This window comes from Promicromonospora sp. NPDC050249, assembly GCF_040656015.1.
Taxonomy (GTDB): Bacteria; Actinomycetota; Actinomycetes; order Actinomycetales; family Cellulomonadaceae; genus Promicromonospora.
Window position 1 is genome coordinate 24,368 of sequence record NZ_JBFAKY010000034.1, and the last position, 23,937, is coordinate 48,304.

Here is a 23,937-nt window from a genome sequence, read left to right on the forward strand (position 1 = left end):
GTAGGGTCCCTGGCATGGCTATCGATCCCAGTGCGATCCTCACGGGTCGCGCCCCCGGGCGTGCCCCGATCGGAGTGATCCTGGGGATCGTCTTCGCGTCGGTGTGCCTCATCGTCATCCTCGCGTTCGACGCGATCACGGGCGGCGCGTCGTTCGTCGTGGGGCTGTCGCTCGCGGTGCTGCCCGTCGCCGTCTGGCTGCCGCTCGTGCTCGCGCTGGACCGGCTGGAGCCGGAGCCCCCGAACGCCCTGATCTTCGCGTTCCTGTGGGGTGCGGGGGTCGCCGCGCTGTTCGCGAGCATCCTGAACACGCTCGGGCTGTCGCTGCTCACCGAGACCGAGCTCACCGGCGAGGAGGAGGGCTGGTACATCGTCGCGACGTTCGGTGCACCGGTGGTCGAGGAGCTGCTGAAGGGCGCGGTCCTGTTCGGCATGCTCTGGTGGCGGCGGCAGGAGCTGAACGGCCCGACCGACGGCGTCATCTACGCCGCGATGGTGGGCCTCGGCTTCGCGGCGACGGAGAACATCCAGTACTTCATCGACGCCGTCGAGGTGGACCAGCTCGGCTACGTGTTCGTGCTGCGGGCCATCGTGTCGCCGCTGCTGCACCCGCTGTGCACCGCGATGACCGGCATCGGCGTGGCGGTCGCCGCGCTGGCAGGCCCCGGGAAGCTGCGCCGGCGGGCTCCGCTGTACGGGCTCCTTGGCGCCATCGCCCTGCACAGCCTGTGGAACGGTTCCACGAAGTTCGGGATCGGCGGCCTGGCCTTCGCCTACCTGGTCGGCTTCGCGGTGCTGATCGGCCTGATCGTGATCCTGGCGCGGGACCGCCGCCGGATCGTCCAGCTCATCGGCCACTACCTGCCGCTGTACGGCCCTGTCGGCATCGTCACGCACGACGACCTGCGGATGCTGTCGACGCTGCCCGGCCGCCGGGCGGCCCGGGCCTGGGCCCGGGCCGCGGGCGGCCGCCCCGCCGAGCGCGCGATGACCGACTACCAGCAGGCCGCGACCGAGCTCGCCCTGCTGCACCAGCGCGCCGGTGCGCAGCGGGATCTCGACCCGCACGGGCTGGAGCAGCAGCGGCAGTACCTGGTGTGGGTCATGCAGCAGGCCCGGGCCGCATTCCTGGCCCGCCAGCCCCGCCCCCCAGCACCCACGTGGGGTACCACGGGCTTCGGCCCCCCGGGCCGCCTCTGACCCTCACCGGGTGGGGAGCAGGTCCACGATCAGGGCGCGGAGCAAGGTTGTGCGGTCGGGGATCCGGTCCGTCAGGACGTGCTCGTCGTCGGCGTGCGCGCCGCCGCCCACCGCGCCGAGGCCGTCCAGCGTCGGCGTGCCGACGCCGGCGGTGAAGTTGCCGTCCGACGCCCCGCCGACGGCCACGCCGGTCAGCGGCGGCAGTCCGGCCTCCGCGGCGATCCGCGACGCACGGGCGAAGAGCGCGGCCGACAGCGCACCCTCCAGCGGCGGCCGGTTGATGCCGCCCTCGATCTCGAGCGCGGCGTCGGGCAGCACCGGAGTCAGGGCGCGGACCGCCGAGTCGACCCGCTGCTGCTCGGTGACCGTCCGGGCGCGGACGTCCACCGCGAACGATGCCTCGGCCGGGACCGTGTTACCGGTGGTGCCGGAGGTGGCGACCGTGGGCGTCACAGTGGTGCCGAGCGCCGGGTCACCGAGCGCGGCGACCGCCAGCACCTGGTGCGCCAGCTCGACCGATGCGTTGACGCCCTTCTCGGGTTCCAGGCCCGCGTGCGCGGCCCTGCCCTTCACCAGCACGCGGTAGATGGAGGTGCCCTTGCGCTCGAGCTTGAGCGCGCCGCCGTCGGCCGAGGCCTCCAGCACGAGGGCGGCGTCCGCCCCGCGGGCCTCGTCCTCGATGAGCGTCCGGGACGACGGCGAGCCGATCTCCTCGTCGCCGGTCACCAGGAGGGTGACCCCGGTCCGGTCGTCGAGGGACGCCAGCACGTGCAGCGCCATGGCCAGGCCGGTCTTCATGTCGAAGCTGCCGGGGCCGCGCAGCACACCGTCGGAGATCCCGAACGGGTGCGTCCGCAGGGTGCCGATCGGCCACACCGTGTCGTGGTGCGCCAGCACCAGCACGCGCGTGGGGCCGCCGAGCCGCCACCGCAGGTGGATGCCGAGCCGCTCGGGCTCGACACCCAGCCGCTCGGTCCCCAGTCGGGCAACCAGATCGGCGGACCGGGCCAGCGCGTCCGGGTCCGACGACGGGGACTCGCACTCGACCAGCGTCCGGAGGTCGGCGATCAGGGTGGCGGGAGCGGGAGAAGTCATGCCCGCACGGTAGCCGCCGCTCGGGTCAGAGCGAGAGCAGGCGCAGCACGAGAGCCGCCCCCGAGAGCAGCATCAGGGCGCCCGTCGGGCCGACCCCCGGCCAGTCCTTCGCGCGGAGGTGCGTGATGACCGCGCCCAGGAAGTACAGGACGAAGCACCCGGTGGCAGCGATGCCGATCGGTGCCCACCAGATCCCGACGGCGGTGCCGACGGCGCCGGCGACGAGCAGGGTGCCGAGCACCGGGACGAGCTTCTCGGGCACACCGAGCTTGGTGGTGAGCGGCTCGACCACCTGCGGGTTGCCCGTCAGCTTGCCGTAGCCGCTGAACGCGGTGACCAGGGCGAGCAGGGCAGAGACGACGACAGACGCAACGAACACGGGTCCTCCGAGGACGATGACCGGGCGCACCCGGCGAGAGCAGGCGCCCATCCGGACGCCTCACGCATCGTCCGGCACTCACCGAGGCTTGCCAAGGAGCGGGTTAGCAACTCACTATGAGTAAGTGACTTCCGAAGCGACCGCCCTTGCCGCACCGAACATGGCCAACGAGGAGACGTGCGTCGTCTTCCAGCGCACCCTCGAGCTCGCCGGCAGGCGCTGGTCAGGGGCCATCCTCTACGCGGGTGTCGCGGGGGCGCGGCGCTTCGTCGAGTACCGCCGGTACGTCCGCGGCATCTCGGACCGGCTCCTGACCCAGCGTCTGCGCGAGCTGGAGCGGCAGGGGTTCATCGCACGCGAGGTCGTGCCGACGATGCCCGTACAGATCCGCTACGAGCCGACCCCCGCGGGGGCAGAGCTGGTGGGCGCCCTGCTCCCCCTCGGTGAGTGGGGACGCAAGCACTACGACGTGGTGGAGGCGAGCTCGGAGGTCTGACGCCGGCACGGCGCGGGCCGGGCGCCACGACGAGGTGGCGCCCGGCCCGGGCGGCGTCAGGCTGGAGTGCCGATCAGCTCAGGAGTGCGAGACGCCGAGGTGGAAGCTGCCCCTCCCCACACCGGACAGCGTCTTCGAGTTCACGGCGACATAGCGCTCCAGGTAGGGCGCCTCCTCCCCCTGGGTGGCGACATCGCCGGCCGGGTCCTGCAGGTCGAGCGAGAGCCGCGCACCGCTCACCCGCACGGTGTTGCCGGACGGTTCGGGCACCCAGTTCCAGGAGTTGTAGTTGATCGTCCCGATCTGCACGCCGAGCTGGTGCCCTTCCGCGAGGGTCCAGTCGGTCGACTTCAGGTCGAACGACAGCCGCCCCCGGCGCTCGATCAGCGCCGCGTTCTCGTCGAACATGGTCGCCCTTCCGTCGGGCGCGACGTCCCACAGCCGCACCATCACCTCCCCGACCGCACTCGCGTTCAGCGTGATCGACGGCGTGCCGGTGATCCGCACCGCCGACTCGACGGGCGCCGACCACGTCCAGTAGGACGACTTGACGGCCTCCGCGGCGCGGCTCGCCGGCGCGAGCGAGGGGGCGAGCGATGGCACGAGAGTCGGCGCGTTCTCCATGTCCCATCCGTCGACCTGGTCCGCCGTCGGCCCCGCCTGCCCCGCCGACCGAGCAGGCCGTGGCCCGCCGTCGTCCACGTAGGAGCCCTTGCTCAGCCGCACCTGGGTCGAGTGGTCGGCCTCGGGCCACGTGTCCTGCGCACGCCAGGCACCGGTGCTGTCCTGGATCGCGTACGCCGGGTCCTCGACGCCCGGCTCGACGCCCTTGAGGAACTCGTCGTAGAACCGCATGACCTCGTCGAAGAAGCCCTCGCGCCCCATGGCGAGGCGCCCGTCGGAGACGTCGTTTCCTCGCACGTGGTCCCACGGGCCGAGCCAGCCGCGCTCGACGCCCGTGTGGTTGTCGAGGAAGAGCTCCATGTCCTCCGGCTTGGTGTTCGGCTCGATGAAGCCCTGCGTCACGAACAGCGGTGTGTCAGTGCCCGCGGCGTCCTCGGCGAGGTTGCGGGCGTCCCAGTACTCCGACTCGACGTCCGGCTCGTTCGGGTCCGACAGGTTGTTCGCCAGGCACTCCGGGTGCCGTTCCTCGTAGCGGGCGTTCTTCGCGTACCGCTTGCTGTCGCCCTTCATGGGCTTCATGGTGGCGATGGAGTTGTACGCCTCGGGGGTGCCCGTCAGGTTGGGCCGGGCGACCTTGTTGCTCCACAGGTAGTTGTACATGTTCCACAGCGGCTCCTGGGCCACCACCGCCTTGAGCGGCTCGAGGTCCAGGTTGTTGCCGACCAGCCCGGTGACGGCGTCGTACGACTTGCCGTACATGCCGACGTCGCCCGTGGACCACCGCCGGTTCGCCGACCACTCGATCGCCGCGGCGATGTCCGCCTGCTCCCCCGGACCCACCCAGTCGAGGCAGCCGGTGCTGCCGCCGTAGCCGCGGATGTCCACCATGACGAAGGTGTACTCGTTCGCCATGAGGTCGGCGCCGTCGACGAAGTCCCGGAACCGCGCGGACGGACCCACCACGTCCCAGCCCTCGCTCCCGGTCTGCCCGGCGTGCGCGAAGTACGGCCCGATCGACAGGATGACCGGCGTCCGCACGTTCGGGCCCAGGTGGGCGGGCCGCAGGATGTCGGCGTGCAGGTCGGCGCCGTCCGCCGACGGGAAGTACGCCTGGGTCCAGGCCGCACCCTCGGGCACGCGCTCGTTCTCGTCGTGGGTGACAGGGTCGCCCGCCGCGGCCGTCGTGCCGGCGACGGCCGGGCCCGCGACCGCGGCGGGCACGCCGCTCCCGGCAAGCATGAGCGTGGCCGCTGCGGCGACCGCGGGCGCGGTCCTGCTGAGTCTCGTGCGAAGTCTCATCGAGGCGTCCTCCCTGGGCCCAGGTCCGAATACCTGGGTTCATCTGAGAGGTTAGAGAACATTCACCCGCAACGCCCCGAATTCAGGCGAGAGCTGATCCCGACGTCACGCCTCGCCTGACAGTGCGTAGGCCCAGCGCGATGACTGCGCCCACCGCCACGTGCATGCTCACCAGGATCGCGACCGCCCCGGGCGTGGTTCCGGCGAGCGCACCCACCATGGACGCCAGCAGGACGACGCCGCACAGCACGAACCACACGGCCTCGCCGCCACCGCGCACCAGGCGCCCGATCAGCACTCGCACGCCCCAGCCGGCAAGGCCGGCCGCGAGCGCGGCGACCGCCGCCGCCACCACCGAGACGGCCTGCACGTCCGTGCCGAGCCGCGCCTCGAGGTTCACGCCGGACGCCGCTCCGATCAGCCACACCGCCACAGCGACCACCGCCGCGGCGAGCGGCACCGCCCAGGCGGGCCACGAGCTGCTGGTTGCTGAGTTCTCGGTCATGAGATTCCTCCGCTTCACGGCACGTCCGTCGTGCCTGGGCGCAGCCTCTCGAAGTCCGGGCACGGCGGCATCAGCCTGTGGTACCGCGTCGTATGGCCCACAGGCGGGTGCACCTCGCCGGTGACCCGGGTAGGACGTGACCGGGGTAGGACGGCGGAACGGCTCAGGCGCGCAGGCCCAGGAACTCCGCCACGCGGTCCGACGCCGGTGCGGCCCGCAGCTCCCCCGGGGCGGCAACCTGCAGCAGCAGGCCCCGGTCCATCACGCCGATCCGGTCGGCGACGGCAGCCGCCTCGGCGTGGTCGTGCGTGACGAACACCGCCGTCGTTCCGGTCTCGACGAGCGCCGCCCGCACCTCGCCCGCGAGCCGCTCCCTGAGCTGCCGGTCGAGCGCGGAGAGCGGCTCGTCCAGCAGGAGCAGGCGGGGCCGCGGGGCCAGCGCCCGCGCGAGGGCCACCCGCTGCTGCTCGCCACCGGACAGCGTGGGCACTGCCCGCTGCTCGTAGCCGGCGAGCCCCACGAGGTCGAGCAGTGTGGACACCCGCTCGTCCCGCTCCGCCCGGGTCAGGCCCTGGGTCTCCAGCCCGTAGGCGACGTTCCGCCGTACGTCCCGGTGCGGGAAGAGCTGGCCCTCCTGGAACATGAGCCCGAACCGGCGCTTGTGGACCGGCACCCCGGCGAGGTCCTCGCCGTCGTACCGGACGCTGCCGCCGGCCAGCGGCTCCAGCCCGGCCACGGCGCGCAGCAGCGACGACTTGCCGCACCCGCTCGGGCCGAGCAGCGCGACCACCTCGCCGGGCGCGACGATCAGCGACACCCCGTCCACCGCGGTCACCCCGGCCGGGCCCCGACCGCGGGTCGAGCCTGTCGAGACCCCGTACCGCACGGTGACGTCCCGGATCTCCAGCCCAGCCATCAGAACTCCCCTCCGGCGCGCTCGTCACGCAACCGCTCGGCCACCATCATCACGGTCGCGGTGAGCACGGCGAGCACCACCGACGCCGCGAGCGCCATCCCGTAGTTCTCGGCGCCGGGCCGCCCGATGAGGCGGTAGATCACGACGGGCAGGGTGGCGCCGTCGGGCCGGGCGAGGAACGACGTCGCGCCGAACTCGCCGAGCGACACCGCGAAGGCGAACCCGGTGGCCAGGCCGACCGAGCGCAGGGCGATCGGCAGGTCAACGGTCCGCAGGACGCGGCCGGGGCCGGAACCGAGCACCGCCGCCACCTCACGCAACCGGGGGTCGATGGCACGGAGCACCGGCAGCACGGTGCGCACGACGAGCGGCACGGCGACGACGGCCTGCGCCACGGGGACGAGCAGCCCGGAGGTCCGCAGGTCCACGCCGAGCACCGGCTGGTCCATGGTGATGAGGAAGCCGAATCCGACGGTCACGGCGGACACCCCGAGCGGGAGCATGAACAGCCCGTCCAGCGCCCCGACGGCGCGGCGTGCGCCGACCGACCGTGGCCGCCGGGACACCACGAGCGCCGCCAGCCCGCCGACCACCAGGGAGATCACCGTCGCGGCCAGCGCGGTCCGCAGCGAGGTCGCTGTGGCCTCCCACACGGTCACGACCAGCGCGTTGCGCTCGCCGGTGGTCCCGAGTGCCACATAGTTCCCGGGCCCCCAGGAGCCGTCGGGCTCGCGAAAGCTGCGGGTCACCAGGCCGGCCAGCGGCAGCACCATGAGCCCGCCGACGATCGCCGCTCCCACCAGCGCCATCGTCAGGTCCTTGGGCGACCGCCAGGACAGCCGCCTGGCGGAGCCGTGCGCGGACACGAGGCGCAGCGCCGCCTCGCGGCGCCGGCGGGCCCGGGCGGAGACCGCAAGGGCGCCCGAGATGACCACGAGCTGCAGGATCGAGAGCACCGACGCCGTCCGCAGGTCCAGGAACTGGGTGGTGCGCGTCCAGATCTCGGTCTCGATGGTGCCGTACCGCACGCCGCCGAGGACCAGCACGACGCCGAACGCGGTGGCGCAGAACAGGAACACCACCGAGGCCGCGGACGCGACAGCGGGTGCCAGCGAGGGAAGCGTCACCGTGCGGAAGACCCGCACGGGCCCCGCCCCGAGCGACGCGGCGGCCTGCTCGGTCCGGGGGTCGAGCCGTTCCCACAGCCCGCCGACGGTCCGCACGACCACCGACACGTTGAAGAAGACGAGGGCGACGACTATCCCGGCCAGCGACTCCTCCAGGCCGAGGAAGCCGAGCGCGCCGCCGGGCGCGAACAGGGTGCGGAACGCGACGCCGACGACGACGGCGGGCAGCACGAACGGCACCGTCACGAGCCCGCGCACCAGGACCCGGCCCGGGAACGACCGGCGGTAGAGCAGGTACGCGAGCGGCAGGCCGAGCAGCACCGAGAAGGCGGTGCCGAGCACTGCCTGGGTGAGCGTGAGCCACACGAGCCGCCACGTGCGCGGGCTGGACAGCACCTCGGCGAACCCGGTGAGGTCGAGCGCGCCGTCGGGCACGAATCCGCGGACCACCAGCGCGGCCACGGGCCAGGCGAAGAAGACGGCGAGGAACCCGAGGGGGACGGCGACCGCCGTCCCCCAGAGCAGCGGCGCGGGCCGCAGGCCCGGTCGACTCAGCCCACTACGGTCTCTGTCCACCGCTCTATCCACTCGTCGCGATGCTCGCTCACCTCGGCGGGATCCACCTCGAACGGCGCCTCGGCCTGGGGTGCGAACTTCTCCCAGTCGGCGGGCAGCTCGGTAGCCGGGTCGGCCGGGTACATGTACATCGACTCGGGCAGCGCGGCCTGGGCGTCCTCGCCGAGCAGGAAGTCGACGAACGCCTGAGCGCCCTCCGGGTTGTCCGACCCGGCAAGCACTCCCGCGTACTCGACCTGCCGGAAGCACGTGTCGAGCAGCGCGCTGGTGGTCGACTCCGAGCCGTCCTCGCTGACGGTGAAGGCCGGCGACGTCGCGTACGACAGGACGAGCGGGCGCTCGCCGCCCTCGCCGGCGCCCGAGAAGTCCACGTAGTAGGCGTCCTCCCACGAGTCGGCGACCTTGACGCCGTTGTCGACCAGGGACGACCAGTAGTCCTCGAACCCGTCCTCGCCGAACGCCCCGACGGTCGCCAGCAGGAAGGCGAGCCCGGGAGACGACGTCGCGGGGTTGCTCACCACGAGCAGGTCCCGGTACTGCGGGTCGGCCAGGTCCTCGAGCGTCCTCGGCACCTCCAGGTCCGACTTCTCGAACCAGGCCGCGTCCGCGTTCACGCAGACGTCGCCCTGGTCGACCGGGGTGAGCGCGCCGCCCAGCTGCTCGACGCCGTCGGGCAGGTCCGCCGGGGTGTACTCCTCGACCACCCCCGCCTCGAGCGCGCGGGAGGCGAAGGTGTTGTCGATGCCGAAGACGGCGTCGCCGAGCGGTGCGTCCTTGGTCAGCACCAGCTGGTTCACCAGGGTCCCGGCGTCGCCCGCCGCGCTGACCTCGACTGTCAGACCGGACTCCTCCTCGAACCGCTCGACCACCTTCTCGTCGAGCGCCCAGGAGTCGTGGGTCACGAGGGTCACGGTGCCGGACGCCGCCGGGTCGCCCCCGTCGGAGCCACCGGTCCCGGAACCGCCGCACCCGGCGAGCAGGAGTGCCACGGAGAGCGCTCCGGCGGCCGGAACAGCGTGGATGGTGCCCGCGTGAGCACCGGAAAGACGCAACATCGTGCCTCGACTTCCTCCGCCGGTCTGACCCGGATCAGGTTCAAGGGTCTGCGGTGTTCCGCACTCTCAGCGCCGTGTGGCGCTCCCCTGTCGTGTCCGGCCAGCCTACTGGCTGGTCGGACGCTACGGTGTAGAGATGGCCAAGATCGAGACGGAACAGACACTCGCCGAGAAGGTCGGCACTCTTGCCCTGACGCTCGCAGCCGGCTGGGTCGCGCAGAAGGCGGTCAGCATGATCTGGAAGGGCGTGACCGGCAACGACGCGCCCAGCAAGGCGGACGACCCGGAGCTGGACCTGGTGCAGGCCACCGTGTTCGCGGCGGTCGCAGCGGGCACCGCGGTGTTCGCGAAGCGTATGGCGGCGAAGGGCGCGTCGACGGCGGCGCTGCGGCTCGCCGCCCGCCGCGCCGCGCGCTGACCCACCGGATGCCCGGCCAGGATCACCGGGCCGGGCATCCGATCACAGGGTCAGGCGGACTTGCCCGCCGACGCCTTGCGCGGCCGCCGGGTGAGCAGGGGGTCGTGCCCGCGTGGCCGCCCCACCGGCTCGACGCCGTCCAGTGCGCGTGTGAGGGCTTCCTGCGTGATGCCCTTCCGCTCGCGATCCGCCCCCTCGCGATCGGTCCCCAGCCTGGCCATCACCTGGTCTGCGGCCAGGCGCAGCGGGATGTCCACCCGCCCGGCGGCTTCGTGCAGCAGGTGACCCGCGGTCTCCTCGCTCACCCCACGTACCGCCATGATGACGCCCTTGGCCTGCTCGATCACCGCCTGGCTGACGAAGGCCCTGGTCACGACCGCCTCGGACTTACGCGCCAGCGCCTCCTTCTGGACCGGCGTGACGTCGATGACGTAGCCGACCAGCTCCGGCGACCGGCCGGGGCCGCTGCGTCGGCCTTGGCCGATGACGACCACCGAGCGTGTGCGGCCCCTGCGGTCCACGATCCGGTGCGCGCACGCGAACGGGCGGCCCGTCCGCAGGGCCTCGGCTGCGGCCCGCACCACACGGGCGCGATCGTCGGGGTGCTTGCGGGACCGGAGCGCCTCGAGGCCCGGCTGAACCTCGTGCCGTCTCCACCCGTGCATCGTGTACACCTCGTCGGACCACCACCAGGTGCCAGACATGATGTCGACGCGGTAGCTGCCGACAAGAAGGTTGGTCCCCAGACCAAGAGCATGCGCCAGGTCACCCACCGAGAAGCTCGGTGACTGCTCAGCCGTGTCGCCGCCGGCGCCGTCCACGATGCTGAGCCTGGGCTGCAGGGAAGGGGGCATCTTGAACCTCCCGGATCCGAAGCGGACCAGGAGCCGCTTCATGACTCCGCCACCTCGATTCTAGAAGCGAGGCACTGCGAGTGCCAGGCCCTCGTGCCAGCCTGGTACGGGCCGGCCCGAGGGTCGGCACAGGGACGACCAGCACTGATCGAGCAGCACGGATCGACCAGCGGAGGTGCATCGTGAGCGAGACCCCCTACGACGCGACGACGGACCTGGAAGCCACCGGCAGCGGTTCACCGGGGGTCATGGCCCCCGGCCCGCTCCGCACCGATGTCGTGGTGGTCGGCGCCGGCCTCACCGGTGTCGTCACCGCCCAGCTGCTCGCCGACGGCGGCGCCTCCGTCGTGGTGCTCGATGCCCGCGGCGCACGAGCGACCACCACCGCCCGCTCGACGGGCAAGCTCTCGGTGCTGCAGGGCACCCGGCTCGCCCGGATCGCCCGGCACGGCGACGAGGTGGTGCGCGACTACCTCACGGCCAACTTCGCCGGTTTGGGGTGGCTGCGCCGCACCCTCGAGGACCTCGGCGTCCCCGTCGAGAACCGGGACGACCTGACGGTGGCGGCGACCCCCGACCAGGTGGCCGACGTCGACGCGGTACTCGCGACCTGCGCCCGCCAGGGACTCACCGCACAGTGGGAGGAGGACCCGCCGTACCCCGCGCGGTCCTACGGCGCGGTACGCCTGCCGGGCCAGGCACAGGTGGACCCGCTACGGATGCTCTCGGCACTGCGCGCCCGCCTGCGCGCCCGCGGCGTGCCGGTGCACGACGGCGTCCGGGTCCACCAGGTGCGCCGGCGCAGGTCCGGTGTCGCGCTGCGCACCAGCCGCGGCGCCATCCTCGCCGACCGGGTGGTGCTGGCCACCGGCACACCGCCCGGGCGGCTGGGCGGGCTGTTCCTCCGGCTGGAGGCGGGGCGCAGCCTGCTCACCACCTGGGAGATCACCGACCCGGCCGCGCTGCCGCCCGGGTTCGGGGAAACCATGTCGATCACCGCCGGGTCACCCGTGCGATCGCTCCGCACGGCCGGCGGGCTGCTCATGGTGGGCGGCGAGGGCTACACCGTCGGCAGGGAGCGGGACCCGGCCCGGCGGCTGGCCGCGCTGGAGGAGTGGACCCGGGTCCACCTCCCCGTGGACCAGCCACGGCACACGTGGGCGGCCCAGGACTACACCAGCGACACCGGCCTGCCGCTGGTCGGGCCGGTGGTGCCAGGGGACGACCGCGTGCTCGTGGCCACCGGCTACGCCAAGTGGGGGCTCACCAACGGTGCGGCGGCCGGGCTGGCGCTCGCCGGCCGCATCCTCGGCGACCCCGTCGAGTGGGGACGGACCTTCGAGCCGTGGGCCCGTAGGCCCACGCCGAGAGCGAGCACCGCCGCCACCTTCGCCGTGCAGACCACGGGCTGGGCCCGCGCCGCGACCCGTCCCACCGGACAGCGGCCGGGTGCCCCGTGCGTGTCCCGGGTCTGCCCGCACGCGGGCGCCGTCGTGCGCTGGAACGAGCAGGAGCAGTCCTGGGACTGCCCCGCGCACGGCTCGCGGTTCGAGCCCGACGGCACGCTGATCGAAGGTCCCGCCACCGAGGACCTGTCGCGGCGCTGAACCGCGCAGAAACCGCCGACCTGCGCGGATGCGGGCGGCTGCGGGACCCCGGTTCCGTCGAGAAGCGGTTCAAGATGCGAGTGCTTCTAGGCGCCTCGAACGTAGGAGAACCGGAAGAAGCCCGGTGACGACCATCCGTGGAGGTCACTGTGCGAGTCCTCGGTGTCAACGCCCTCTTCCATGACCCGTCGGCGGCGCTCGTCGTCGACGGTCACGTCCTCGCAGCAGCCGAGGAGGAACGGTTCAGCCGACGCAAGCACGGCAAGCGACCTGTCCCGTTCGCGGCCTGGGAGCTGCCGGAGCAGGCGATGCGGTGGTGCCTCGACGTCGGTGGCCTGCGGCCGGAGGACCTGGATGCCGTCGCCTACTCGTTCGACCCTGCCCTCGCCAAACCGTCCAACGAGATGGGCCTGCCCGACCCGTGGGACTGGCTGCGGCAGCGGTACGCCGAACGAGCGCCGCAGTTCATCGCCACCGCGCTGCCCGGGCTCAACCCCGCCGCCGTGCGCTTCGTGCCGCACGAGGTGTCGCACGCCGCTTCGGGGGCCCTCGCATCCCCGTTCCGCACCTGCAGCGTCATGTCGCTGGACGGTCGCGGCGAACGCTCCTCCTACCTCGCGGGCCGGTACGCCGACGGACAGCTCGAGGTGCTCGCGAGCCAGGAGCTGCCGCACTCCCTCGGCCTCGTCTACGAGTCCCTCACCGAGCACCTCGGCTTCCTGCGGTCCAGCGACGAGTACAAGGTGATGGCGCTCGCGTCGTACGGCCGGCCGCGGTTCCTGCCCGAGCTGCGGGAGCTGCTCCGGACCACGCCCGACGGCGGGTTCGTGGCCGAGGCTCCCGACTGGTCACGATGGGCGGCGCCGGCCACGCCGGGCACCATCCAGGAACCCAGCGGCGCGGGCGGCCTGCCGCCCGACCAGGCGGACCTCGCGGCGTCGGTCCAGGCGCGGCTGGAGGAGCTGCTCGTCGAGCTCGCCACGGCCCTGCAGGAGCGGACCGGCGACACCGCGCTGACGCTGGCGGGCGGCACCGCCCTGAACTGCGTGGCCAACTCGCGGCTGTGGCGCGAGACCCCCTTCGAGCACGTGTGGGTCCAGCCCGCGGCAGGTGACTCGGGCACGGCCCTCGGCGCGGCCCTGCAGCTGACGGCGGAGGCCGGCGTCCCGATGGTGCCCATGACGTCGGTGGCACTCGGCCGCGGCTGGTCCGACGACGAGCTGGCCGACGCGCTGCGCACGGCGCGCGTGCCGTTCACGACCCCCGCGGACCTGCCGGAGCAGGTCGCCGGCGTGCTCGCCGACGACGGGATGGTGGCCTGGTTCGACGGCCGCTCCGAGTTCGGGCCGCGTGCCCTCGGCCAGCGCTCGCTGCTGGCGCACCCGGGTACGCGGGCCAACACCGAACGGCTCAACATCGTCAAGGGACGCGAGCAGTTCCGGCCGGTCGCACCGATGGTGCTCCTGGAGGACGCCGCAGACATCTTCTCCGGCGGCCCGATCCCCAGCCCCTACATGCTGTTCGTCCACGACGTCGCCCCCGCCTGGCGCGACCGCATCCCGGCGACCGTCCACGTGGACGGCACCGCCCGGATCCAGACGGTGGACGACTCGCAGCCGCGCCTCCAGTCGATGCTCCGCGCGTTCCGGGCGCGGACCGGGCTGCCCGTGGTGGTGAACACCAGCCTCAACACCGCCGGCCGCCCGATGGTGGACAGCCCACGGGACGCGCTGGAGCTCTTCGGCTCCGCGCCCGTCGACGTCCTGGTGCTCGGCCCCCACCTCGTCCGGCGCGCTGACCTGTTCACCGGCGGCCGGCCGTCCGGGGGTGCCGCGTGACACCTTCGTACTCGATAGTCGTCCCGACGATCGGCCGCCCGCAGCTGGCCGCGCTGCTCGATTCGGTGCGCGTCGCCTGCGCCGGCGGGCCACCGCCGCTCGACGTGGTGGTCGTCGACGACCGGCCGTTCCCGGCCGAGGGCGCGAACCCGCCCCTCGACCTCGGGCCCGACCCGGTCTCCGGCGTGCGCGTGCTCCGCACCGGCGGTCGCGGCCCGGCCGCCGCCCGCAACACGGGCTGGCGCAGCGGCCGCACGGAGTGGGTCGCCTTCCTGGACGACGACGTGGTGGTCCCGGAGCGCTGGGCGGCGACCCTGGAGCAGGATCTCGCGACCGCCGCTCCCGACGTCGCGGGCGTGCAGGGCCGGATAGTGGTGCCGCTCCCGGGCCACCGGCCCCCGACCGACCTCGAACGCAACACCGCCGGGTTGGAGACGGCTGCCTGGGCGACCGCCGACATGGCCTACCGCCGGGCCGCCCTGGAGGCGGTGAGCGGCTTCGACGAGCGCTTCCCGCGCGCATACCGCGAGGACGCCGACCTCGCCCTGCGGGTCCGCGAGGCAGGCTGGGACCTCGTCCGGGGCGTCCGGTTCGTCGAGCACCCCGTCCGGCCCGCCGAGGGCCTGACGAGCGTGCGGGCCCAGGCCGGCAACGCCGACGACGCACTGCTGCGCACGCTGCACGGCCGCGACTGGCGCCGGCGTACCGGGGCCGGGCAAGGGCGCCTGCCGTGGCACGCGGCGACGGTGGCGGCGGGGCTGACGCTGCTCGGCGGCTGCGTGGCCGCCGCCCTCCCCGGCACCCGCGACCCGCGCGCGGCGCGGACCACCGCGGCCCTCGCCGGTTCGGCCTGGGCGGCGCTCACCGCGAGGTTCGCCGCGCAGCGGCTCCGGCCCGGGCCGCGGCCCGGCGACGACGGCTTCGGCCAGGAGCTGCGCCGCATGGTCCTGACGAGTGCGCTGATCCCGTTCGCCGCCGTCGCACACCGCGTGCGCGGGGCGTGGCGGTGGCGGCGCGGGCTCGACGGGCGCGTGCCGGCCTGGCCACCGCCCGTCCGTGCGGTGCTGTTCGACAGGGACGGCACGCTCGTCCGCGACGTGCCCTACAACGGTGACCCCGACGCCGTCGAACCGATGCCCGGCGCGCGGCGCGTGCTGGACGGGCTACGGGCCGGCGGCATGCGGGTCGGCGTGGTGTCCAACCAGTCGGCGATCGGGCGGGGGCTGCTCACGAGCGCGCAGGTGGATGCAGTGGACGAGCGGGTCCGCCGGCTGCTGGGCCCGTTCGACACGTGGCAGCGCTGCCCGCACCGGCCGGAGGAGGACTGCACGTGCCGCAAGCCCGAGCCGGGCCTCGTGCTCCGCGGGGCCGCGGCGGTCGGTGTACTCCCGGCGGAGTGCGTGGTGGTCGGGGACATCGGCTCGGACGTGGGCGCCGCCGTGGCTGCCGGTGCACGCGGCGTCCTCGTGCCGACCGAGGTGACCAGGCGCGAGGAGCTGTCCGCTGCTCCCGTCGTTGCCGCGACTCTCGACGAGGTGGTGATGTTGTTATGACCTCCGTGGAACGCCCTGTCCGGGTGCTCGCGATCCGGCTCGACAGCGACGGGGACGTGCTCCTGACCGGCCCCGCCGTGCGCGCGCTGGCCGCTACCTACGACCAGGTGGACCTCCTGGTCTCCAGCTCCGGGCGGCAGGCCGCCGAGCTGCTGCCCGGCGTCACCGAGATATTGCGGTTCGACGCACCGTGGTCCGGCGCGGAGCCGCCCCCGGTCTCGGCCGAGGCGGTGCTCGATCTCGTGGCCGGTCTCGTCGCGCGCCGCTACCAGCTCGCGGTGATCTTCACGTCGTTCCACCAGTCGCCGCTCCCGATGGCCCTGCTGGCCCGCCTCGCCGGCGTACCCCGGATCGTCGCGGTGAGCGAGGACTACCCGGGCTCTCTGCTCGACGTACGGCACAAGCGCCCGCCGGGGCTGCACGAGGTGGAGGCGGCCCTCGACCTCGCGGAACAGGCCGGAGCCGTGCTGCCGGTGGAGGACGACGGGCTGCTCGCCGTCCGCCGTCCGCTCCCCGCCGTGCCGCCTCCGGCCGAGCGCGCTCTCGGTGCCGGGGGCGCCTGGCAACCGCGGTCGGTGGTCCTGCACCCTGGAGCGTCGGTACCCGCCCGGGCGCCGCTGCCGGAGGACGCCCGGGCCATCGCCGAACGCCTCGCGCACGACGGCTGGGAGGTGCTCGTGACGGGCGCCGAGGCGGAGCGGGACCTCACCGCGTACGTGGCCGGCGACCACGCGACCGACCTGGGCGGGCGGACCAGCCTGGCCGAGCTCGCCGCCGTCCTGGAGTCGGCGGCGTGCGCGGTCGTCGGGAACACCGGCCCGGCGCACCTGGCGGCAGCCGTCGGTACGCCGGTGGTCAGCCTGTTCGCACCGGTGGTCCCCGCCGACCGGTGGGCGCCGTACGGGGTCCCCCGGCTGCTCCTCGGGGACCAGGGTGCCGCGTGCCGCGGCACGCGGGCCCGCGCGTGCCCCGTGGCGGGCCATCTGTGCCTCACGTCGGTCACGCCGGAGCAGGTGTCCGACGCCGTCGCGCGCCTCACGTACCCGCCGCCCCGCGCGCGGGCGGCCGCCGGCGGGAGCCGCGCGGAGGGGTGGCCCTCATGAGGATCCTGCTGTGGCACGTGCACGGGTCGTGGACCACCGCCTTCGTCCAGGGCGAGCACGAGTACCTGGTGCCGGTGCTGCCCGGCCGGCCCGCCGACGGACGCGGACGCGCGCGGACGTGGGACTGGCCGGCCTCGGTACGCGAGCTGGACCCCGCCGCGCTGCGCCGGGCCTTCGACGAGGACGGCGTGGACGCCGTGGTGCTCCAGCGGCCGCACGAGGCCCGCCTCCTGCGGGAGTGGACCGGACGCCGGGCCGGGCGGGACGTGCCCACCGTGTACCTGGAGCACGACGCCCCCGGTGGGCCCGCCGCCGCCACGCGGCACCCCCTGGCCGACGTCGACGTCGCGGCCGGCGGGCTCGTCCCGATAGTGCACGTGACCCGGTTCAACGCCCTCATGTGGGACACCGGCCCGGCACGCACCGCCGTGATCGAGCACGGCATCCCCGACCCGGGCCACCGGTACACCGGTGAGCGCGAGACCGTCGCGGCGGTCGTGAACGAGCCGGTGCGCCGGTGGCGGGCCGCGGGCACGGACGTGCTGCTGGAGGTCGCCCGCCAGGTCCCTGCCGAGGTGTACGGGATGGGCACGTCGCTCCTGGCGGAGCACCTCTCACCCCTCGGCCCGACGGCCGCTGGAGCCGCCGACCGCCTGTACGACCTGCCGCAGGCGGAGCTGCACGACCGGCTCGCAGGGGCACGCGCCTACCTGCACCCGTACCGGTGGACGAGCCTCGGGCTCGCCCTGCTGGAGGCCATGGCCCTCGGCCTGCCCGTGCTCGCCCTGCCAGTCACCGCGGCGTACGCGGCGGTCCCGCCCGAGGCCGGCGTGCTCAGCGCGGACCCGGACGAGCTCGCGGCAGTCGCCCGGCGCTGGCTCGCCGACCCGGAGGAGGCCGCCGCGTACGGCAAGGCCGCCCGGGAGCACGTGCTCGCCCACTATCCGCTCGACCTGTTCCTCGACCGCTGGACCAGCCTGCTGACACAGGAGGTGTCGCCATGAAGATCGGCATGATCTCGGAGCACGCCAGCCCGCTCGCCGTGCTCGGAGAGGCCGATGCCGGTGGGCAGAACGTCCACGTCGCGGCGCTGGCGCAGCGCCTCGCCGCGGACGGGCACACCGTCGACGTCTACACGCGGCGCGACGACCCGGCGCTCCCGGAACGGGTTCCCCTCACCGACGGCGTCGACGTCGTGCACATCTCCGCCGGCCCGCCCGAACGGCTGCCGAAGGACGACCTGCTGCGCTGGATGGACCAGTTCGGCGACGACCTCGCGGCCCGCTTCACCGACCCCGAGGTGCGACCGGACGTGCTGCACGCGCACTTCTGGATGTCGGGCCTGGCCGCGCTGCGCGCGACCCGCCGGGCGGACGACGACCGGCCCGTCGTACCGGTGGTCCAGACCTTCCATGCGCTGGGCTCGGTCAAGCGCCGGTACCAGGGCGCCGCGGACACCAGTCCCACCGCGCGCATCCCGCTGGAGCGGACCCTGTGCGCGGACGTGGACCTGGTGATCGCCACCTGTCAGGACGAGGTGCGTGAGCTGGGGCAGCTGGGCGCGGCGGACGACCGGGTCCGCGTGGTGCCGTGCGGCGTCGACCTGGGCGTGTTCACGCCGGGCACCGCCCGGACGCACCAGGAGGACGAGGACCGGCCCCTGCGTGTGCTGTCCCTGGGCCGGCTCGTGGAGCGCAAGGGGGTCGCGACCGTCGCCGAGGCGCTCGCCCGGCTCGGCGACCAGGCTCCCCCGATGGAGCTCCTGGTCGCCGGCGGACCGCTTCTCGGCGAGCTCGACCGCGACCCCGAGGTACGCCGCCTGCGGGCCCGGGCCGAGCAGCTGGGCGTCGGTGACCGGGTGCGGTTCCTCGGCGCGGTGTCGCACGAGGACGTCCCGAAGCTGCTCCGTGACGTCGACATCGTGGCCTGCACGCCCTGGTACGAGCCCTTCGGCATAGTGCCGCTGGAGGCCGCCGCGTGCGGGCTGCCCGTGATCGCCTCCGCGGTCGGCGGCATGCTCGACACGGTGGTGCACGAGCGCACGGGCCTCCTCGTCCCGCCGCGTGATCCCGCCGCAGTGGCCGACGCGCTGCTGCGCCTCTCGGACCGCCGGTTCCGGCTCCGGCTCGGCGCCGGCGCCCGGGTCCGCGCCGAGCGCCGGTACGGCTGGGCCTCAGTGGCCCGGCAGACGGCCGAGGCCTATGCCGAGGTCGTCAGTTCCTCGTCCGCCCGCCTGCCCCTACCGCAGTGGCCTCCGACGGACGCTCCGCTGGTTTCCGCAGGAGGTACCCGATGAGTTCCGAGCCCGTCCGACCGAGCGCCCTCCAGCCCTCCTCCAGCGGCCGGAGCTGGCTCCGGCAGCATCGCGCCGACCTGACGGTCGGCCTCGACCACCTCAGCGCCAGCTTCGACCGGATCGAGGCATGGGGCAAGGACCTCGCCGAGCGGCTGGTCTCGGGCCATCGCCTCCTCGTGGCGGGCAACGGCGGCAGCGCCGCCGAGGCCCAGCACCTGACCGCCGAGCTCGTCGGCCGGTTCGAGGGCGAGCGGATACCGCTCGCCGCGATCGCCCTGCACGCCGAGACCTCCAGCCTCAGCGCGATAGTCAACGACTACGGCCAGGACGAGATGTTCGCCAGGCAGGTCGCGGCGCACGGCAGGCCGGGCGATGTCCTGCTGTGCCTGTCGACCTCCGGGGCGAGCGCCAACGTGCTCGTCGCGGCGCGGCGGGCCCGGGAGCTCGGGCTCACCACCTGGGCGCTCACCGGCCAGGCGCCCAACCCGCTCGCAGCACTGTGCGACGACGCACTCACCGTCCCGTCGGCGTCCACGTCGGCGGTGCAGGAGATCCACCTCGTCGTCGCGCACACCCTGTGCGCGGTGCTCGACGCCCACATCGCCGGCAACAGCGTGCGGGCCCCCCGACCGGCGCCGCAGAGAGCCCGGTCGAGTACGGCCGGAGCACGCGCATGACCTGGGACGGCGCCGTCGTCGGCGATCTCTCGCGCAGGCCGCCCGGCTCCTCGTCCGGCTCCTCGTCCGGCGGGGAGGCCGCCCGGCCGCGGGTCGCCGTCGTCGGAGACGTCCTGCTCGACCGGGACGTCGACGGCTCGGTCACCCGGCTGGCGCCCGATGCTCCGGTACCGGTCGTCGATGTGGCGGAGGTCCGCCAGAGCCCGGGTGGCGCGGGGCTCGCCGCCCTGCTGTGCGCCCAGCGGGCCGATGTCGTGCTCGTCGCACCCCTCGCGGACGACGCGGACGGCCAGGAGCTGCGCCGCCAGCTCGCCGACGTCACGGTCGTTCCGCTCCGGCACGAGGGACCGACCCGCCGCAAGACGCGCGTCCGCGGCTCGGGACAGGGCCTGGTCCGCGTCGACGACGGCGGACCGGGCACGCCGCTCGGCGTGAACGAGGCGACCGCCGAACGGGTGCGGAGCGCCATCGGGGGCTGTGACGCGGTGCTCGTCGCCGACTACGGCGGCGGCGTGACCCTTGAGCCGCTCCTGCGGGAGGTGCTCGCCGAGTCGGCCGCACGCGTGCCGCTCGTCTGGGACCCGCACCCGCGCGGCGGCGAGCCCGTGCCCGGCACGGCGCTCGTGACGCCGAACGCGGCGGAGGCCGAACGTGCGGCACGGCAGCTCCCGCTGCCGCCCGCCGACGAGGACACCGAGCTCCCGGCGGTGGCGGACGTGCTGCGCCGGGCCTGGGACGCGCGGGCGGTCAGTGTCACCGCCGGGGACCGGGGCGCCTTCGTCGCCACCCGGCCGCCCGACGGCGACGGCCCGGGCGTCATCCGGCACCTGCCGACCCGGCCGGCGCACGGACCGGACCCCTGTGGGGCCGGTGACCGCTTCGCCGCGACGGTGGCGGACCGGATGGCCCGCGGGGACGAGGCCACCACCGCCGTCCGGGAGGGTGTGGTCGCGGCGAGCGCCTGGGTCGCGTCAGGGGGCGCGGACGGTTTCCGGCGCGCCCGCGAGGCCGCCCGGCAGCCCGCCGAGCGGAGCGGCCCCGAGTCGCTGGAGGAGCTGGGCGCCCGGCTGCGCGCGGCGGGCGGTGTGCTGGTCGCGACCAGCGGTTGCTTCGACCTGCTGCACGCCGGCCACGTGAGCATGCTCGACACCGCGCGTCAGCTGGGCGAGCACCTGGTGGTGCTGGTCAACTCCGACCGTTCGGTGCGCCGCCTCAAAGGACCCGAACGACCGGTGGTGCCCCTGGCCGACCGGCTCCGCGTCCTGGAGGGTCTCGCGAGCGTCGACGCGGCCGTCGTGCTGGACGACGACGAGCCGTCGGCCGCCGTCGCCGCGCTCCGTCCGGACATCTGGGCCAAGGGCGGCGACTACACGTGGTCCGAGCTGCCCGAGGCCGCCGTCGTCCGCTCCTACGGGGGACGTGTGGTGACCCTGCCGTACCTCCCTGGCCGCTCGACGACCGCGCTCGTCAGCCAGGTCCGGGCGGTCGAACCCCTGCCCGCCTCGATCCCACCGACCATGAGGAGGTCATCATGACCGGAACCACCACCCCTGCCGCTGCGACACCGTCCGCCGGCGCCGCCCCAGCCTCGCCGCTCACGCCCAGGTCCGTCGGCACGGTCTTCGTCACCGGTGGCTCGTCCGGCCTCGGCGCGGCCCTCGTCGACGTCCTGACCGCCGCCGGCGGCACACCGGCCGTGCTCGACGTGGCGGAGCCGGCCGCCGACGTGCCGTTCGCCGCCGCCGACCTCGGCGACCCGGGCGCCGCACAGGCCGCCGTCGACTCGCTGGTGGAGCAGGTGGGCCCACCCGACGCGGTGGTGACCGCCGCCGGGATCGACGCGTGCGGCCCGCTCCTCGACATCGATCCGGAGGACTGGGAGCGTGTCGTCCGCGTCAACCTGTTCGGCACCGTCTCGGTGGTCCGGGCGGTGCTCCCCTACCTGGAGGAACGGCGCGGCACCGTGGTCACAGTGGCCTCGACGCTCGCGCTGCGCGGCGCGGGCGACGCGACCGCGTACTGCGCGTCGAAGTGGGGGATCCGCGGGTTCACCCAGGCTCTCGCCGCCGAGTACGCGGGCCGGGTCGGCGTGACGTGCCTGATTCCCGGCGGGATGCGGACGCCGTTCTTCGACGGCCGCGCCGAGCAGTACAAGCCGGGCCCGGACGCGGACCTCAACGATCCTGCCGCCACGGCCGCCGCCGTCGTGACGGCGCTGACCCAGCCGCAGGGTAGCGAGATCAGGGAGATGCTGGTCATGGCGTCAGGAGAGGCCTCGTGGCCGTGACCCGACGGGCAGTCGGGCTCACCAGGAGCCCGGCGTGACCGTCCTCGTGCTGCGGGCGCTCGGGCTCGGCGACACGCTGACCGGCGTGGCAGCGCTCCGCGGGGTGCGGCGAGCATGGCCGGGACACCGGATCGTGCTCGCCGCACCCCGGCCGCTCGGCCAGCTGCTCGCCGACCACAGGATCGTCGACGCCGTCCTGCCCACCCGGGAGCTGGCCCGCCTCCCGTGGCCCTGGGCCGGCCCGGGCGGCGCCCAGGACGCGCCAGGATGCCTCGCGGTGAACCTGCACGGCAGCGGGCCGCGGAGCCACCGCGTGCTGCAGGCGACGCGGCCGGACGCCCTCATCGCGTTCGACAGCCCCGCCGCCGACCACCTCGGACCCGACTGGGACGACGACGAGCACGAGGTGCTCCGCTGGTGCCGGCTCGTGCGGAGCGTGGGCGGGCCCTGCGGGCCGGAGGACCTACGCCTCGGCCCGGCGGACCCGCCCGGCGGCCGGGCCGAGGTGGTCGTCCACCCCGGCGCCGCCGCGGAGGCCCGCCGCTGGCCCGCCGCCCGCTGGGCACGGGTCGTCGCAGCGCTCGCCGCGCGGGGCCACTCCGTGATCCTCACCGGCTCCGAGGCAGAGCAGGACCTCTGCGCCCGGGTGCGGCTCGATGCCGATGCGGGCGCAGCGGTGCGCGACACCTCGGGCCGGCTCGGCCTGCCCGCGCTGGCGGGGCTGGTGTCCACCGCCCGGCTGGTCGTCAGCGGGGACACCGGCACGGCGCACCTCGCCACCGCGTACGGCACGCCGTCCGTCACGCTGTTCGGACCGACGCCGCCGGCGCTGTGGGGGCCCACGCTCGACCTGCACCGCCACGTCGTCATCTGGCACGACGAGCGGGGAGCGCCACGGCGCGACCCGAACGCGGGACGGCTCGACCCGGCACTCGCCCGGATCGCGGTCGACGAGGTGGTCGCCGCCTGCGAGTCGATGCTCAGGCCGCTCCCTGAGACCGCGAACGGAACCATGACACCGTCCGGGCCAGACCTTCCATCCAGTCGACCTGCGGTTCCCAGCCCAGCTCCGTACGCGCGAGGGTGATGTCGGGGCAGCGCATCCCCGGGTCGTCCACCGGCCGTTCGACGTACTCGACCGGCGAGCGGGAGCCGGTCGCTGTGATCACGTCCTCCGCGATCTGGCGGACGGTGAGCTCGTGCGGGTTGCCGAGGTTCATCGGGCCGGGGTGCCCGCTGCGCGCGAACGCCAGGAGCCCGGCCACCAGGTCGTCGACGTAGCAGAGCGACCGCGTCTGGCTGCCGTCGCCCGCGACCGTGAGCGGTTCGCCCGCGAGCGCCTGCCGGACGAAGGTGGGCACCACCCGCCCGTCGTGCGCGCGCATGCGGGGTCCGTAGGTGTTGAAGATCCGGACGATCCCCGTGTCGGTCCCGAGCGCGCGCCGGTACCCCGCCGTGAGCGCCTCGCCGAAGCGCTTGGACTCGTCGTAGACGCTCCTCGGTCCGACGCTGCTCACGTTCCCCCAGTACTCCTCGGTCTGGGGATGAACCTGTGGATCGCCGTACACCTCCGACGTGGAGGCGAGCACGAAGCGCGCGCCGTGCTCGCCCGCCAGGTCGAGGGCGGCGCGGGTGCCGCGCGAGCCGGCGTCGAGCGTCTCGATGGGGTGCTCGAGGTAGTCGACGGGCGACGCCGGCGAGGCGAGGTGCAGGACCAGGTCGACGCCGGGACGCAGGGCTGCCCGGACCGGGCGGGAGCCGAATCCTTCGGCGACGTCGCACTGCTCGAACTGGAACGCCGGGTGCCCACGGAGGCCGCCGAGGTTGCCGGGTGCGCCCGTCAGGAGGTTGTCGAAGCAGACGACCTCTGCCCCGGAGCCGAGGAGGGCCTCGCACAGCCTGCTGCCGACGAATCCGGCGCCGCCGGTGACGACCGCCCTCATCACGGGGCCTCACCTGGGCAGGGGTTCCAGCTGTCGCTGCGCATGGGGTCGTCCTCTCACCGGGTGCTCCGCCAGCCTGGTCTCGACCGC

At 74.3% G+C, this 23,937-nt stretch carries 22 protein-coding genes and 1 riboswitch; of the genes, 13 read left to right on the forward strand and 9 right to left on the reverse strand.

Going from position 1 to position 23,937, the window contains the following annotated elements:
* Positions 1-14 precede the first annotated feature (14 nt).
* Entirely contained in the window at positions 15-1,199 is a 1,185-nt protein-coding gene (locus AB0I32_RS22265; RefSeq protein WP_357510017.1) for a PrsW family intramembrane metalloprotease, read from the forward strand.
* Positions 1,200-1,202: 3 nt separating this feature from the next.
* On the opposite strand, the gene AB0I32_RS22270 is transcribed toward AB0I32_RS22265, so the two are convergent.
* Both AB0I32_RS22270 and AB0I32_RS22275 read right to left on the reverse strand, forming a co-directional pair.
* Positions 1,203-2,294, reverse strand: a complete 1,092-nt coding sequence (locus tag AB0I32_RS22270) for a M20 family metallopeptidase (protein WP_357510019.1) — start codon at positions 2,292-2,294, stop codon at positions 1,203-1,205.
* Positions 2,295-2,319: 25 nt separating this feature from the next.
* A complete protein-coding gene (locus tag AB0I32_RS22275; RefSeq protein ID WP_357510021.1) occupies positions 2,320-2,673 on the reverse strand; it encodes a DoxX family protein in 354 nt (117 codons plus the stop codon).
* A gap of 124 nt (positions 2,674-2,797) precedes the next feature.
* Between AB0I32_RS22275 and AB0I32_RS22280 the strand changes: the two genes are divergently transcribed.
* Positions 2,798-3,169: a helix-turn-helix domain-containing protein gene (locus tag AB0I32_RS22280; protein ID WP_357510023.1), complete on the forward strand. Its 372-nt coding sequence runs from the start codon at positions 2,798-2,800 to the stop codon at positions 3,167-3,169.
* A 78-nt stretch (positions 3,170-3,247) separates the two neighbouring features.
* On the opposite strand, the gene AB0I32_RS22285 is transcribed toward AB0I32_RS22280, so the two are convergent.
* The 5 genes from AB0I32_RS22285 to AB0I32_RS22305 all read right to left on the reverse strand — a co-directional run bounded on the left by AB0I32_RS22285 (position 3,248) and on the right by AB0I32_RS22305 (position 9,271).
* Complete coding sequence (locus AB0I32_RS22285; protein ID WP_357510025.1) at positions 3,248-5,092, reverse strand: CocE/NonD family hydrolase; 1,845 nt, start codon at positions 5,090-5,092, stop codon at positions 3,248-3,250.
* 82 nt (positions 5,093-5,174) lie between these two features.
* Complete coding sequence (locus AB0I32_RS22290) at positions 5,175-5,597, reverse strand: DUF6069 family protein (RefSeq protein WP_357510027.1); 423 nt, start codon at positions 5,595-5,597, stop codon at positions 5,175-5,177.
* Positions 5,598-5,760: 163 nt separating this feature from the next.
* Positions 5,761-6,513, reverse strand: a complete 753-nt coding sequence (locus tag AB0I32_RS22295; RefSeq protein WP_357510029.1) for an ABC transporter ATP-binding protein — start codon at positions 6,511-6,513, stop codon at positions 5,761-5,763.
* A complete protein-coding gene (locus tag AB0I32_RS22300; RefSeq protein ID WP_357510031.1) occupies positions 6,513-8,216 on the reverse strand; it encodes an iron ABC transporter permease in 1,704 nt (567 codons plus the stop codon). The genes AB0I32_RS22295 and AB0I32_RS22300 overlap by 1 nt, the downstream gene beginning before the upstream one ends.
* Positions 8,192-9,271 (reverse strand): thiamine ABC transporter substrate-binding protein, encoded by a 1,080-nt coding sequence (locus AB0I32_RS22305; protein ID WP_357510033.1) that lies wholly within the window; start codon positions 9,269-9,271, stop codon positions 8,192-8,194. Before AB0I32_RS22305 ends, AB0I32_RS22300 begins: the two co-directional genes overlap by 25 nt.
* Positions 9,266-9,370, reverse strand: a riboswitch (TPP riboswitch). It overlaps the preceding gene by 6 nt.
* A gap of 37 nt (positions 9,371-9,407) precedes the next feature.
* On the opposite strand from AB0I32_RS22305, the gene AB0I32_RS22310 reads away from it, so the two are divergent.
* Positions 9,408-9,689: a DUF4235 domain-containing protein gene (locus AB0I32_RS22310; protein WP_116677200.1), complete on the forward strand. Its 282-nt coding sequence runs from the start codon at positions 9,408-9,410 to the stop codon at positions 9,687-9,689.
* Positions 9,690-9,739: 50 nt separating this feature from the next.
* Here AB0I32_RS22310 and AB0I32_RS22315 read toward each other — a convergent pair whose 3' ends face one another.
* Complete coding sequence (locus AB0I32_RS22315; protein ID WP_357510035.1) at positions 9,740-10,543, reverse strand: PAS and ANTAR domain-containing protein; 804 nt, start codon at positions 10,541-10,543, stop codon at positions 9,740-9,742.
* A 182-nt stretch (positions 10,544-10,725) separates the two neighbouring features.
* Here AB0I32_RS22315 and AB0I32_RS22320 point away from each other — a divergent pair, with 182 nt between their 5' ends.
* The 10 genes from AB0I32_RS22320 to AB0I32_RS22365 all read left to right on the forward strand — a co-directional run bounded on the left by AB0I32_RS22320 (position 10,726) and on the right by AB0I32_RS22365 (position 22,991).
* Complete coding sequence (locus AB0I32_RS22320; protein ID WP_357510037.1) at positions 10,726-12,150, forward strand: FAD-dependent oxidoreductase; 1,425 nt, start codon at positions 10,726-10,728, stop codon at positions 12,148-12,150.
* A 149-nt stretch (positions 12,151-12,299) separates the two neighbouring features.
* Positions 12,300-13,988 (forward strand): carbamoyltransferase C-terminal domain-containing protein, encoded by a 1,689-nt coding sequence (locus tag AB0I32_RS22325; RefSeq protein WP_357510039.1) that lies wholly within the window; start codon positions 12,300-12,302, stop codon positions 13,986-13,988.
* Complete coding sequence (locus tag AB0I32_RS22330; protein WP_357510041.1) at positions 13,985-15,541, forward strand: HAD-IIIA family hydrolase; 1,557 nt, start codon at positions 13,985-13,987, stop codon at positions 15,539-15,541. Before AB0I32_RS22325 ends, AB0I32_RS22330 begins: the two co-directional genes overlap by 4 nt.
* Complete coding sequence (locus AB0I32_RS22335; RefSeq protein ID WP_357510043.1) at positions 15,538-16,644, forward strand: glycosyltransferase family 9 protein; 1,107 nt, start codon at positions 15,538-15,540, stop codon at positions 16,642-16,644. Before AB0I32_RS22330 ends, AB0I32_RS22335 begins: the two co-directional genes overlap by 4 nt.
* Entirely contained in the window at positions 16,641-17,648 is a 1,008-nt protein-coding gene (locus AB0I32_RS22340) for a glycosyltransferase family 4 protein (protein WP_357510044.1), read from the forward strand. Before AB0I32_RS22335 ends, AB0I32_RS22340 begins: the two co-directional genes overlap by 4 nt.
* Positions 17,645-18,940, forward strand: a complete 1,296-nt coding sequence (locus AB0I32_RS22345) for a glycosyltransferase (protein WP_357510046.1) — start codon at positions 17,645-17,647, stop codon at positions 18,938-18,940. Before AB0I32_RS22340 ends, AB0I32_RS22345 begins: the two co-directional genes overlap by 4 nt.
* Positions 18,937-19,617, forward strand: coding sequence for an SIS domain-containing protein (locus AB0I32_RS22350; RefSeq protein ID WP_357510048.1), 681 nt, complete (start codon positions 18,937-18,939; stop codon positions 19,615-19,617). Before AB0I32_RS22345 ends, AB0I32_RS22350 begins: the two co-directional genes overlap by 4 nt.
* Entirely contained in the window at positions 19,614-21,152 is a 1,539-nt protein-coding gene (locus AB0I32_RS22355) for a PfkB family carbohydrate kinase (protein ID WP_357510050.1), read from the forward strand. Before AB0I32_RS22350 ends, AB0I32_RS22355 begins: the two co-directional genes overlap by 4 nt.
* Complete coding sequence (locus AB0I32_RS22360) at positions 21,149-21,904, forward strand: SDR family NAD(P)-dependent oxidoreductase (RefSeq protein ID WP_357510052.1); 756 nt, start codon at positions 21,149-21,151, stop codon at positions 21,902-21,904. The genes AB0I32_RS22355 and AB0I32_RS22360 overlap by 4 nt, the downstream gene beginning before the upstream one ends.
* Positions 21,905-21,938: 34 nt before the next feature.
* Positions 21,939-22,991, forward strand: a complete 1,053-nt coding sequence (locus AB0I32_RS22365; protein WP_357510054.1) for a glycosyltransferase family 9 protein — start codon at positions 21,939-21,941, stop codon at positions 22,989-22,991.
* Here the strand turns inward: AB0I32_RS22365 and AB0I32_RS22370 are convergent.
* On the reverse strand, positions 22,885-23,847 hold the full coding sequence (locus AB0I32_RS22370) for an NAD-dependent epimerase/dehydratase family protein (RefSeq protein WP_357510072.1): 963 nt from the start codon (positions 23,845-23,847) through the stop codon (positions 22,885-22,887). The genes AB0I32_RS22365 and AB0I32_RS22370 overlap by 107 nt on opposite strands.
* Between the last annotated feature and the right edge of the window lie 90 nt (positions 23,848-23,937).